This is a genomic window from Nocardia sp. NPDC052254, from assembly GCF_040679495.1.
GTDB lineage: Bacteria > Actinomycetota > Actinomycetes > Mycobacteriales > Mycobacteriaceae > Nocardia.
The window spans coordinates 239085-254185 of the sequence record NZ_JBFAUW010000003.1; the positions used below are offsets into that span (position 1 = coordinate 239085).

The window sequence follows — 15101 nt, forward strand, 5'->3', positions numbered from 1 at the left end:
GGATTGAAGGCCGCACTGGCCGCGGTGAACAACGACCGGGGCGCGATCGCGGGCGTGCTCGATCGCGGTGCCCTCGGCGCGCACGCCTTCGGCATCATGCGCGCCACCGCGGCGCTGATCGCGGCCAACTCGGAGCTGCGCGAGGCCGGAGTGGTCGAGGGCCAGGTCGTGGTGTTCGACAATGCCGACCCCGACGCTGCCCGCGACGGCGGCTGGCTCGTCACCGATGAGGCGATCGCGGCCTGGATGCAGCGGGTCGCCGCCGGCGGTGATGCCGAGATTCTGGGGATCGAATTCGACGAAAACCTTGACGCGGTGGTCGATTTCGCCGAACGTCCGACTGTCGGGTTGAGGGGCCGGATCGGCGCGCCGCCGGACGCGTTGCGGCTGGCTGATGTGACCCAGAGGCAGCGCGTTGCGCGAGCGGAACTCGGTCGGCTGCGTCGTGAATACGACCTGACGGTCGGGAAGCTCGGAGTGGATCGGGAAACACCTGCGGTCGAGGTGTTGCGGCGGCTCGAGGACGAGTCGATTCCGGTGCCCGATGGTGAGCAGCGGTCGGATCTGATCGACGGTGTCCGGTCCTTCCACTATGCGGATCGAGCGCATGAATGGTTGAGCGCCGTACGCCGTGAGTACCTCACAGCATTGCTGCAACGGGCGGTCTTCACCGCCGACATCACAGGGATGGCCGGGCAGATGGGCATCGACATGTCGGCCCCCGGATCTGCGGCACAGAAGGTGAAGGACCGCGCTGCTCGGTTGTCGGATTCCTTCCGGCAACGCCGGGCGGGCCTGCTGCGCGAACTGCTGGCCGCTGCCCGGGACTTCGATCGAGCAGACGCCGAAGTACGCAGGCTCGAAGGTGAGTTGGTCGCCGGCCTGGCGGATCCGGGCGTGACACCGGAGCACCGGGATCCCGCCGAGCCGGATCGAGGAGTGGGGGGCGCGGACGGCACCGCGGCTCTGCAGGCGCTCGCCGACCTGCTCGGGTCCGGCGTCATCGATGTCGCCGACCAACCGCTACAGCATGTGTCCGATGCCGAGTTGCAGGCCCGCACCGGGGGCAGGTTGTTGCGGTTCCCCGGGCCCAAGTACATGATCGGCGAGCTCGAGCGCTTGGGTTCGAAGGCATCGGTTCTGGTGGTGGACAGGGCTGTCGACGGCAGCCGCACACGATATGTCCTCACCAATTTCGCGGGCACGATCATCAAGATCGCCCTGGACGTCGGCGACATCGCCGAATTCTCGGCCCAGGCCGATCACGTTGCGTCGTCCTACGGTCTTCAGATCGACGGCCCGCGGACCTACGGTGTCTTCTTCGATGGAGAGGGCAACCCGGTTCATCCGGTTGATGACGACATCTACAGTCCGCCACAGTCCGACAATGTTCCGTCGGAGCAACGGGCGGCCGAATTGTCGAAGCTCTACTTCGCCTCCGTGGAGCGAGGTCGCGCTCGCGCCGACGCGAAGGCCGCGGCCGAGGTACTCGGGAGGGACTTGGGGCATCTGAGTCCGTCGGTGGTGTCCAACACCCTGGACGACCTCGAGCGAGAAGCGGCGAGCTTGCCGGCCCCCCTTCGGGCACAGCAGGTGGGCACGCTGATCGAAGCGCTGCGTCGGTATCAGCGCATCACCGATGAACTCGCCTGGCTGCACGCGGTGAACAAGGAGCGCCTGCAGGCGCTGTTGGCGCATCACCACTACCGAGCGGAATACGCTCTTCTGGCTCGCCGCCTGGAGGATCAGGGGCGGTCACGGTCGCCGGAACTCTCCGAGCTCGAGACCGCCACGTGGCAGGCTGAGTCCGAGCTGCGTCGTCTCGACCAGGCGATGGCCGACGGTCTGGCGAATCGAGCAGCTGTCCCCGAACCGTTCGCGCCTCTCAGGTGGCCGAGTCACTGTGTCCCGTCGGCCGCCATGGTGATCGCGGCCCTGACGAACGGCCCGCGTATTCGGCTCTTGGAGCGGGCCGTAAAAGCTGTCGGTACCACGACATTCGAGATAGCTGCCGCATTCGGTGCGCGACCCCAGGAGTTCGCCGATCACGCGGCGGTGCGGCAGACTCTGCTGGATCTGCCGCACGGTAGCGCCATAGTCGTCACCGACCACATCGAGGGCGGCGACAAGCACGTCTATGTCATGACCAACTACCGCGGTCGTGTCCTGGTCATCGACTGGAACGGCGTTGTCGTGCACGACTTCCCGCCGGAAGCGCAGCATGTGGTCACGGGCTGCACAGGCATCGTCTTCGCCGCCGGTACGGACATGGCATCGAACCCGGTGTCGAACGAGGCGCACGCGACGCTCGAAAGCTTGGCGTCGGCGATCGACGAGGCGCTCGCTGCCCAACAGGAACTACTCGAGCAGCTACAGGTGACGACCGAGGGTTTGGTGTTGCCGTCAGGACACGGTCTGGATTCCGCGGAGGCGGTCGAGGCGTTCGTCGCCGCCCTGCGTGCGGTGCCGGTCAACGAGGGGAAGGCGGCGCAGATCGACCAGGTCGCGGTGGCTGCCCGGCGACATCTCACAGCATTCCAGCGGGCGACGGCGATCGAAGAAGAGGCGGCGGCGGTGCTCGACGCAGCCTTCGACACCGCACAGCAGGATGGGCCGGTATCGCCGGAAGCGCTGGTGCGCAAGGTGCTCGACGATTCCGGGATCGCGCACATGTCGGACATGATCGCTACCGGCGATCTCGACGATGCGCGGGCGAAGGCCGTGGCCAACCACAGGCTGTGGTCGGCCTGGACCGACCCCGAGCAACCAAACACGCTGACTGCCGAGCAGCGGGCGTTGATCATGCTGCACCCCGATGTCATCGGCACGGCCGAAGGCATTCCGTGGCAGGTCCGCGATGCGGTCAACCGGGCGGAACTGAAGCGGCTGGGGGAATGGGCTGCTCGCTCGGGCGATGCCGAGCTGCTGTTCGAACTCGATCAGGTATCGAAAGCGATAGCCGTTGCCGACAAACGCGCGAAGCGGCTGGATGGGAGCCCGTCGGTCTCGGTCCTGTCGTTCCCGAGGCCGTTCGACCGCCGGACCCGCGGCCGGGTGGTGCTCGGCTACGGGGCCCAGCAGGCGCCGAATCGGATTGTCGACGTGCCGGAAACCGTGCGGATACGGGACAGGGTGCAGCAGGTCGTGGCAGAGAGCATGGAGCGGTATGCGACCGACCGCCAGGGGGATACGCCGACGGCGAAGCTCGTGGTGGTGCACGTGGACCTCACCCATGCCTCGCACCGGATGGCTCCGCCCGCTGCGAATCAGGCCCAGGTGGACGGTGACGACCTGGCTCGGCGGATCGTGGCCGACGACGCGGTCTGGCACCTGGACAACCCGGGCTACCGAGGCGGGACACGCCGGCTGACATTGCGCGGCCGCGACGAGGGCGGCGCGACCGTGCAGATCGCGTCACACGGCGGTCGGCTGTCCGGGGACGTGCCACGCGGCGAGATCTCGGCCATCGACATGTCGGAATCGTTCCTCACCAACTCGGGCCTGTCCGACATCAATGTCGAACCGACCACCTGGGCAATGGAATTCGCGGCGTCCAACGAGCATCTGATCGCAGATCCGAACCTCACGATCGCAGAGGTTGCCCGGCAGTGGGCACAGTGGGAGCCGAGGGAGCGGGACGCCTTCAGCCGCGCGCGGCCGGATGTGGTTGCCGCGGTGGACGGCATCGTGGGACGCCATCGGGCCGAGGCCGTGTTGCGCGAGTTGCTGACGCTGCGGGCGATTCGGGCACGGGTCGAGCGGGAGTTCGCCGACCTGCAGGGGCCGGGCGATATGGGGCTGTCCGATGTGGATGCCTGGGTGGACGCGTTGGGCCGGGCGAAGCAGTGGATCGAAACCCGTAACCTTGGGCTGCATCCGCTCGAACTGCCGCTGGGCGACGATGCGGGGTGTGCGTCGGCATCGATCGAAGATCCCGAAAATGCCTTGGAAATAACGGTTTTCATATCCGATGAGGAACCGACGCCGGAAGCGTTGCAGGCCGGGGTGAACCGAGCGGTCGCTCACCATCAGCAGCGGGAATACCAGAAGCGCACACACGCGACGGTGACCTGGCACGGCACCGACCCACGTCGGCTGGCCGCCCGGTTGGCAAGCTTGATCGAGGCCCGCAGGCAGCTGGTCGATGGGCCGGGACTACCGGTGATCCGCTTGATCCCCGTCGGCGGTGCGGACGATGTCGTCCGGGCGGCCGTCGACGACGCGGTGCTGACCGAGCACAGCTTCCAGCCCGGGGAATGGGAATCGGTGCGCTGGGTGCTGGATCCGGCGCGGGAAGGTCGAGTGCCGGCCGCTGTCCCGGCCGAACCCGTTGTGCTCGACCCGCTTGTCGAGCAGATCGAGGTGCTGAACCGGATCCGCCGTGGCCTCGGCGTCGAATATCAGGCCCAGCTCCTGAATCTGAGAACGATGATCGAGTGGGAAGGCGCGCGGTACCTCGGGTCACGCCTGGACGTGACCGAACTGATGATCACCGGCTCAGCGGATCAGATCGAATGGTCCGAGCGATATCGGGCGGCCGGGGCGGAACTGCTCGCTCTGCCCGGGGTGGAGGAACCGGAATTCGGGATGACCCGGGAGTGGCTCGCTCTGGTGCGGGGCAGGGGCGGAACGTCGGATGCGGTGGCCGCTGCCGCGGCGAAATTCGAGTACTTCCATGGCGTCCAGAACGCGATCGACGCGGCCAAGGCAGAAGGACGGCGCCTGGGGCAGATCGATGTGCTGGAAGATCTGCTGCACAAGGGATCCCTGGGCCGGGAGCAAGGCTCGGCCGCGGGCCGGATCTGGACCTCGGCAGTCGGCTTCACCAGCCGGATCGAGGCCGTGTATCGCGAGTTGACGGACCTCGAGCAGACCAAGTCTCCGCTACCCGCCGATGTCCGTGGCACTCCGATAGCGCTCGACGACCATGGTTGGGTCAGCGGCGATCTCCAGGCCGACCGGGTGGTGACGCGGTGGCAAGACGAACGTATCCAAGTCGGAGACGAGTTGAAGGCCGCGTTGGGCGGCGTCGACCCCGAACGTCTGCTTCCGCACGAACTGGCCGCCCGGACCCCGAACCCCTACCAGCAGCCCGAACTGGACGTGTTGGCCGCCCTGACATTCGACTTGGCGACACGATTCGAGACGTTGCGGCAATTGATTGCCGCAGACGAGGCGGAACAGGCTCGGCAGGTCCGGATCACACAGTGTCGCGACGAGCTCGGCGGACTTCTCAACGATGTCGCATTCGGCGCGGTCGCTGCTCCGGTGGCTCCAGGGCCCAATCTGGCACAGCTGCGCTCCGAGGCAGTGACGGCCATCCGTCGACTGACAGATCGAGTGGCCGACCGGGCGACAGCCCTGGACGTCGATTCGGTCGATCTGGTGCGCGCGCGACGGCAGCTGGCCGATATCGAAGCGCTGCCCACCGCGCGCCGCCGGATCGACGCTCGCCGTGCGCTTCTCGCTGAGCAGCTCCACTCAGCGCGCGCCCAGCACCTGGCCGAATTCCCCGAAGACTCCGAGTCGCTGGCGTCGGCGGGCGATGACGCCGCCACCCTGAGTGGACTGCATGCCGCCGCCGATCCGCATGGTCCCGGCCGCGTCGAATTCGCCGCGGTCCGCAGGCATCGGAGCCTGGGGCGTCTGGTGGAGATCATCGAGGCGCGGCAGGCTTCGGCGGATCTGGCCGAGCAGCTCGACCGGCGGGCGCACGCACTGGAATCACTGGCGGCCGAGCGCCGGAAGGCGCACGAGGAGAGGTCCCGGCGCGGGGCACTCTGCGAACAACTCTGTGATGCCGCCTATCTCTCGTTGGACGATCCGACCGAGTCCCCGCGACTGCCCGAGATCCTGCGTGACGACTATCAGGAACCGGCCGGCAGGCGACTACACGAGTTGCTCTGGGATCACGAGCTGAGCGACCTCGGTCTGACCCGGGAAGACCTGACCGCCCAGCGAGTCCGCGAGCTACTGGATCGGGATGTGTTGCCCGAGCGTGCGCGCGACACCGCACATGTCTTCGTACAGCTCGCGGCCGCTGTCGCCGCGGCCACCGAATATCGTGCCGCCAGAGTGGAATTCGACCGCCTCGATCGGGAAATGACCGCGCGGCTGGCCGAGGCGGCGCTCGAACCGATCCCGTCGATGCTGCCGGAACCGGTCGTCACCGACCTGGCCGGCTACGAATCTCCCTCGGTGGCGGCCGAGCACCTGGCCGGACGCGCACCGAAGATCTGTGTCCCGTTGGTGCAGAGTGTTATTCGCGCGGTGATGGACGAGACCGTCGCGGTCCGAATACATCCGATATCGGTCCGGGATGAAGCAGCTCGGGCCCGTGGCGTGTCCGATCTGGCGTTTGCCGCGGGATTGGATGCGGACTTCCGCAGCGTGCCGCTGGGGCGCGGCGTCGGCGGGTTGGGCGCGGCGGTGGCCGAGGTCCGGGGCTATCGGGATGTCGCGGGGGTTCCGCACCGCAAGCACGCGATCGCGGGTGTGATGAACCTGGGCCGGTTCGGTGATCACGCGTTCGCCGTCGTGCGGGTGACGGAGCGGTTGCTGGAAGAGAATCCGGAACTGACGGGCCGGGTCGCGATCGGTGCTGTCGTGGTGCACGACAACGGTTTCGTGGGTGCGGTCGATGATCGGTGGATCATCGGTGATGCGGCCGTCGATGCGTGGGTTTCGGCCGCGGGTCGCGGTGTCGGTGATGTGGACGCGATCGTGTTCGAAGGTCCCCGAGATCCGGAGATCCCGTTGCACGGCCGCCAGCCGGTCGGATTGGGACAGCGGCGCCTGATCGGGGCGCGCCCGAACCCGGAGTCCGCGCGACTGCGCGCGGCGACGCGCACGCAACACGCACTCCGGGCAGAGTGGACCCGCCTGCGGCCGATTTTCGACATCGCCGCGCAGCGGTTGGGTCTGTCCCCGGACACACCGGTGACTGTGGTGTTGCACGGGCTCGAATTCGACGGGGCCGACGGTATGCACGCGGCGGTGAACGAGTACGGCGAGGCCGATCGGGCACTTCGCACGCTGGCTGAGACGAGTGGTCGGTATCTCGAGGCTCTGCTGGATCGGGCCGGTAGCGCGCAGAGCGCCGCGACGGTCGGAATCGATATCGCGGGCGAGTCGGAGTTCTCTGCGGATGAATTGAGCACTGCCGCAGAGAATGTGGATGCCGCACTGGCCGCGTCCGAGGCGTCGTCGGATGGCATTCGCGACCGGGACTTCGCAGCGATCGAGGACGGCGTCGCAGCGCTGCAGACCCTGCTCGACCTGTACGGTCCGGGTGCTGTCGACGCCGTCGGGGTACTGACCTCCGACCTCTCCGATACCGAGCTGCAGGCCCGCGCCCGGGGGCGGTTGCGGTTCGAGCCGGGACTGAAGACGCTCGCCGACCAGTTGAGTATCGGCGAATCGGCGTTGGTGGTGGAGAAGCAGGCCGACGGCGGTGTCGCCCGCTACGTATTGACCAACCACGGCGGGACGGTCATCAAGATCGCTCGTCACCGCGGGGAGGTCACGGCGCTCGGGCTCGTGTCCGACGACCACTCGCCGTCCCACGGAGCGAGGGTGGATTCCACCCGCATCCATGCCGTGCGTTTCGACGCGGACGGCCGCCCGCTCCATCCCGTCGAGGCACGCGTCCGCGAGGACTACAACGTGCCGGATACCGAGCACCCGCGGTCGGGGCGGACATTGACGGTGAGCATCTCCGGTGGTGCCCAACTGGCACCGCAGTCGGAGATCGATCCGGTGGAATTCCGCTTCCTGCAGCTGCTTTCGATCCATGCGATCACACTGGAGCTGCAGCGCGCCCATGGTGCGATGATGGCGATCGCCGAGCAGTTCGACCTGACCCGCGAACAGCTGCACACATCACAGTGGCGGCAGACGCATCAGCGGCTGCGCGCCGAAGCGAAGTCGGTGAACGGGCCACGGGGCGAGTCGATCGAGGATCTCGTCGCTGCGGTACAGCGCCGCGATGAATGCGCTGCCGAGTTGAGGAATCTGCAGGGCCTGAACAATCGCCGGATCCGGTCGGTGTTGGATCTGCACCGGGAGCGGTCCGAATTCCGGGCGGCATTGCGCGAGATGGGCGTCGAACCGGATCGGATCCGCATCGACGAAATCAGCGAGCGGCAGTTGACGGCTCGGTGGGAAGCTGTGACCCGAGCCGAGCGGGACCTGCGGACCATGGATCGCTTGCTCGCCGACGCCCTGGCGACGCGGGGGAACGTGGACGCGAACCCGCTGCCGCCCGCTTTCGACATCTTCGCGGCCGTCACGGTAGCTGCCGGGTTCGCTGCCGACCTGACCAGTGAATTTGCCGGTGCTCACTGCGAGATCCGGCTACCGGCAAGTGGTTTCGGCGATGGTGACATACCGGCGTTCGAATTGGCCGCCGCATTGGGGGCCCGGCCGCAGGAATTCGCCGACCACGAGACCGCGGCGCGGGTACTGCGCGGGCTGAAGCACGGTTCCACGATGGTGGTGACCGACACGAGTTACGGGGCCGAGGACCACACCTACCTGCTGGTCAACTACCACGATCGCATCATGGTGATCGAGGGCAACGGTTCGCTCACCTACGACTTCCCGCCCCGTCAGCTGGGGCCGGTCCGCAAGGCCACCACGGCGATCGTGTTCCACGCCGGACTGCAGTTCGACCTGATCTCGACCACCGAGCGAGCGAAGCTGGAACAACTGGCCGTGCGGGCCGCGGATCTGCGGCAGACCATGCGGGACAGCCCCGAGCGCTACGACGAGGTTGCCGCGCAGCGAAACGAGGTCATCGCCGAAGCCGAAGACATACTGGCTCACGGCCATCGGCCGGCTGGACCCCGGCCGTCCTCGGACAGCCGACCCGAGCAGCCGGAACGGCAGCGGCCCGCGGAACGACGCGATGCGCTGGCCGCCGAACTCGGCGTGCGGTGGCAGGACGTGGCCGCGCATCAGGATCGAATCCGGCAGCAGCTGGCGGCAGCACTCGGTGTGGACCCGGTTCGGATCCCGGCCGGGAACTCGTCGGCGGCGGCCGTGAAACTGCTGGAGCAGCAACTCGCCATGATGAGCGAGGGTGCCCTTTCCGCGCTGGCGGAGGTGGCCCGGGATCCGGATTGGGTTGCGCAGCTGTTCGACTGGGTTCTCACCCACAGCGAGCTGGCTGCCGAGACCGAACTGCTGGCGGCGGCGGCCCGGGAGCGCGAGGACGATCCGTCGTGGCGACGGGCCGCCGAGCGTCGGCTCGCAGCCTCGATAGACGACCTGTACGACCTGATCACCACTGACTTCTTCGAGGATGAGGACATCCCCGATCTCGAGGATGACAGCGTCGCGCGGCCATTGCACCACCTCGGTGAGCTTGCCGATCAGCCGCGGCTGATCGCTTTCGCCGATGCCGGCGAGCGGCTCGTCGCATTGGCACGGCTGGCCGATCTCACCCATCTGGCCGACAGCGATTCGATCGCCAGAGAGATCGACGACGCCGTCCGGGAACGTGATTCCGCGCGGGCACGGCGCGATGCCGTCGCCGCCAGCCGCGCTGTGGAACCGACGGACGTGCCACAGCAGCGGTTGCTGCGTCAGCAAGCTGATGGGCAATTGTCGAGCGCACTGGCCGCGGCCGCTCTCCCGGCCGAGTTGTCCGACATGACATCGCAGCCGCTGACCGCCGCCGCGGTAGCCGAACTGGCTCGAGAACTGGAGCGGCGGCAGCGGCCGGAGGCCGCCCAGCTGATCCCGCTGTGCGCGGCGTTCATCGAACTGGATGAGCTCGTCGCCGACGCACGCACCTGTCTGCACCGGGACAACGACATCCGCACGCTGACCGCGTTGCTCGCCGACTCGGGCCGACGGGTGGACAGCGACGTATTCGATGGGCTGTCGACCGCCGCCAAGCAGATCGTGGCTTGCGCCGAGATTCAGGCTGACGCAACGGTATTCGACAACGCCGAGCAGGCGAATGCTGATGCGGCCGACTTCGGGCAGCGGGAAATCGCCCCGCCGGAACGCGCGGCACTGGACCGGATCTGGGACTGGGACGGCAACGACCCGTTCGGCGGCTTCGCGGCAGCCAACTCGTACCTCGACCAGGCGACGGATCAGCGAGCTCCCGACGCACCGATCCGCAGGGACATCGAGACCACCGACCGGTTGCTGCGGAGGGTGCGTCTCGACCGCGCGATGGTGCTGCTCGTTCCGGTACCCGACGCCACCACGCCCGGCCGCGGCCGCGGGTTCACCGTCGCGCTGCCGACCGGCACATCGCCCGGTGGCGACTGGGCGTATGTATATGTCCCCGAGGGCACTCCGGTGCACTGGGACTTCGAACACAACATGTTCGTGCTGCCGCGGGAACTCGTCATCTCGGAGTCCCGGGCGTTCGTCGACGAGAACGGGCGCCGCCACCACTACGGCGTTGCCGAGGCAGGACATGCCGGTCGGGTCACGGCCGACGGCACCTGGCTGGCCGAAACGGCACAATCGAGCGAACCCGAGGTGGCCGAGTCCGACCTTGACCGGCTGTGGCAGTCCTTGACGCACATCGGCCAGCTGAAGAACTGTGGTCCGGAGGTCCAGCAGCGGCTCAAGGATGCCCTGGGCGAGTTCGGCGCCGACATCGAGCCTGTGCTCATCGACGACGAAGTGAACCTGAACGGCATCGTCGACGACGCGTTCGCCCGCGGCCTGCGGGGTGGCTGGCGCGACAAGCCCTACGGCAGTGGTGAGCGCGGACTGCTCGCCGCGGTGAATGCGGTGCGGTTCGGTGACGTGATGGCCCTCGGTGGCGTGATGCAGCTCGCGAACGGCCTGGGCCATCACGCGTTCGGGGTCATGCGAGTGACTCGGGCGCTGATCGACAAACACGATCTACCGCAAACGTGGCTGGGCCGGGTCGTCGTGTTCGACAACGGCGACGAGCACGCCAGTGGCCACAACGGCTGGATCGCTCCTGATCGAGTGAAAGCGTGGGCCGAACGCGCGGGCACCGGAGTCGAGGAGGTGAACGGCGTCGAAATCGGCGCCGGGGGGAAGCGGAAGGTGTCGTTCACCGATCGCCCGAATATCGGGAATCGGCCCGTCATGGTCGGTCATCGGCCGGCGGCGGTGCTTCCACCCGCCGAGCAAGCGAGCAGAAGCCGGGCACTCGGCGACGGGGGCGGACGTCACGCAGCTCCCGCGGAAGGGAACGCGGCCGAGTCCGCGATGCCGCGCGCCGATCGAGGCCCGGACACCCCGGCGCCGACTCCCGCGCAGACCCGGATGCGGGAGGCATTCGACGCGCTGGACGGTCTCGCTCGAACCACCCGAACCGATGCCACCCGCCTGCTCGACCAGGCGTTGAGCCATCCCGGAACCTGGCTCGGCCCGGTGGAGACGATCGGCGGCGTGCGCCGAATCACCGTCCTCGACCAGGCCGGAACAATGCTGACCATTCAGGTCGGAATCGGCCGTGGCGCCTCCGCGACCGCCGAAATACACCTGCCGCACGTGCGTGGTCTCGACGCCGCGACCAGATCCGTGATCACCGGGCTGCTCACCGATGCCGCGGTGCGCCGGGCGATCGGTGCGGAGCCGACCGACTCCAGCCCGGCGCTGGTCCAGCTCCGCCGCCGGTGCGAACTGGTGTCGGCGCGCTTGCATGCCGATTCGATGACCGCGGAACTGCTGGACCCCGAGTCCGATGCGCGGGCGACATTGCTCCGGGAACAAGCGCGCGCGAGAGAAGTCCTGCTGAAAGCGGGTTTCCGTCCGGAAGATGTGGCGACCGCGGTTCAGATGCAACAGGCTGCCGCTGGCCTGCGCGCGGGACGGGCCGATCAGCTGGAGGCCGACGAGCTGAAGGTGCTCGAGCAGCCCTACGAGCTGATGATCCGGGTCGAGGAAGCCGAGCGCAACGACAGTCTGGTGCGCCAATTCGCCGCGCTGGAGCGGGAATTGCTCGATACCCACCGGCGCCTGCGGCAGGGCAGGTGCACGGCCGCGCAGTTCCGGCAGGTGGCTGCCAGGGCAGCCCGCGTCGACGAGGTCGCCGCGGCTGTGCTGGCGGTCGAGGGCCGGGATCCGGTGCCGGAACCGGTCCGCGACCGGGCGGTCGAGTCGACCTTGTCCGGTCACGGCCTGGTTCCCGGACACGTCCCGCTCGGCGGGAGTACCGAGGCCCGGCTGCGCGGTGACCTGGAGCAGACGCGCCGGTCCTTGGCGAAACTACTGCACCAGGATCCGATGCCGCTGAGCGATGCGTGGCTGGAGCAGCAGTGGGCGCCGACCATGCAGGGACACCCGGCGCTCGCCGCGTTCCTCGTGGAATCCGCGAAGCCGAAAGACCCACGGCAGCAGGCGATCTGGGAGGAGCAGCGCGAAGCGGCGCTGTTCAAGATCTGGGACGACAGCAATCGGGCCGATCTGACCACCAGATTCCAGGAGTTGCGCAGACTGGTCGATCTTTTCGACGAGGTTCGTGACCGGCAGCAGCGGGTGTACGGGCTGCACACCGAGCTCGACGCCGCGCTGGACGCCGATCCCCACCGGTTCGAGCGACTGCAGGCGGTGACGGATGCGCTGGCAGGGGTGGACGAGCCCCTCCGCGTGGCACTTGCCCGGCTCTTGGCCGCCTCGCTCGATCTCGACCGCGCCCAGCTCGGTGGAGTGGCCGTGGTCGGCGACGGTCGGAGCATTCAGGTCATCGCCCAGGGCGAACCGCTGGTGACCGTCCGGGTCGGCTCCGGCCGGGACGCGACGGTGACGGTGGAAATGCCGTTGCGCCGGCATGACCCGGCCGGAGCGGATATGTCCCTGCGCCTGGCGACCGAGCTGATGGCGGGGCCGCAGTCCGACCGGGTTGCCGCCGTGCTGTGGAAGGCGCTGGCACGTCTCGACGGCACCTGCACCATGGCGGTGTCCGGTCCGAGCGGCACTCGGGAACTCGATATCGCCACCGACGATGGAAGCAGAGTCCGGAGCTGGTATTTCGACCAGAACGACGCGGGCACCGGGGCGCCGATCTCCGCACCGGCGAGTATCGCGCGCGCCGGATTCGGTCACACGGCCGGTGCCGATCTTTCGCCGGTCGACGGCGAGACGGCCGCTTTCGAGGTCCCGGATGTGTTGCGGGAGGGACCGTTCAACTGTGCGCCGGCGATGGTCGGGTTCATCAACGATTTCCAGGAAGAGATCGGGGTGGCGCGGGGGCCCGGTCTGGCCGATTCGGCGGAGGCCGGCGCGCGGGGGGTGCCCGAAGAAGCGATTGCGCGTGGGGTCGGCCGTGAGTGGAAGGACGGTGGCTTCGGAGTCGGGCTCGACGGGCTGCTCGAGGTGCTGCGCCTGGTCGATGACCCTGCGGCTCGCCGGGACCCCAGCAGGCGCCGGGCGGTCGCCGGTGTCATGCAATTGGGTGATGCCGGTGAGCATGCGTTCGCGGTGAAGATGCGTGCCGATGGCCCGATCGAGGTGTTCGAGAAAGTCGGCGGACAAGAGCTGAGCTGGGTCGGCCCCACCGAAGTGCTGCAGTGGCTCTTCTCGCGGTCCCGGATGCGCCTGGGCCGGATACTCGGGATTGTCGTCGAGAAGGACCCGGCCTCGGGTGGGGAGTTCGTCGAAGGTCGCGATCGCGCGGAGATCATCGCTCGCGCGGCTCCGCAGGGCCTGGTTCGCGGCCTGCCGGCCGACGCAGAGCTGCCCGCCGCACTGACCGCTGCCCGCCTCGCCGCCGAACTTCGGCGGGAGCAGGCCCATGCTCGCTTGCTGACCCAGCACGGTTTCCGGACGACGGACCTGACTTCGGGAGGTCCTCTCGCTGAGCGAATGCGGTTGCAACTCGCCGGCCTCTGTCGAAGCCTGGAGCGGCAGTACGGCTTGGGCACCGGAACGGTGTCCGACGAGGCCGATGTGCGCAGGACGCTCACGATGCCACTGGGCGAGGGCGTTCACCCTGGCCTCACACAGGTGCTCGGAAGGCGGATCAATGTCCTTTTCGAACAGCTGAAGCTGCTCGAGGACGCCGACATGCTCGACTATCGGATCCGGGTCATCGACAGGCTGGAAGCTGCGCTGCTCGCAACCTACGGAGACAGCGAACGCGCCGAGGAGTTCCGGTCGCTGGCTGCCGAGGTCGCCGCGCACGGCCGAATAGCCGCCGAACGTCAGCAGCTCGAAGACCCGCCGCTGTTGCCGCAGCAGGAAGACGGCACCCCAGACGGTAGGTGGCAGGCTGGGGATCCGTATCCGGACGCGACGGTCGAGCAGATCGTCGGTGACCGGTTGGTGACCGTGGGCATGCAGCTGACCGATGCGCTGCCCGGGCTGAATCTGGATGGCCCAGTCGTCGAACAGGTCTCCGCGATGTCGGATGCCAGTCCGCTGCGCGAACTCGGATTGATGTCGTTGGCACTGTTGGCAGTGGAATTCGAGTATCTGCGGGATGCGAACAACGCGATCCGTGCGATCCGAGAACAGGAGCGCAGGCGCGACGAGCTCGACGACCGGCTCGACGCTTCGATGGGCGCGACCGTCCATCTGCGCTCCCTGCCGGACGTGCCGCCCGATATTCGGATCGGCCTGGGGCTGGGAGCGGAGCTGGTCGCACTCCGGCTGCGGACGACGAACCGGCTCGCCGATCTCGGCGAGGCTCTCACCGAGCGTGGCGTGCGCCCCGACGACTTCGACAGTGCGGAGCTGACAACTCGTCGCACCGCGCTGGCGGCACAGCTGGCCCGGTTGCTCGGTGACGCGGATCTGGAGCTGAATCCGGCTCGGGTCTGGGAATACGTCCTGCTGCTGGAACCGGACTCGGACGGATCCGCTGCTGTCGACGCTGTACGAGAGTTGAACGAACTCGATGACGTGCTGAGCGTCGGTCACGATTTCAGCGCCCAGCGCCGCGCTTCCCGACGGTTGGCCGAGGTGCTCGGCATACTCGAAACTGCTCTGGCAGAGGCACATTCACGGCATCGACGGGCGGCACATCGGCTCGCCGCCGTGGTTCGCTCCACCGCCGCCGAGCAGCCCGGGCAGTGGGCGGCGGCGGCCGCCGAGTTGCAGCGGGCGCAAGATCGGCTGCAGCGGCTGGATGCCCACCGCAACGAGCTCTCCGCTCT

Annotated in this window: 1 protein-coding gene (only partly in view); it reads left to right on the plus strand. The window is 68.0% G+C overall.

All 15101 nt of this window come from inside a single coding sequence — locus AB0L57_RS09970, helix-turn-helix domain-containing protein, on the plus strand. Of the gene's 129024 coding nucleotides, 77394 precede the window and 36529 follow it; the stretch shown corresponds to coding positions 77395-92495, spanning codon 25799 (complete) through codon 30832 (partial); the first complete codon in view begins at window position 1. The start codon and the stop codon both lie outside this window.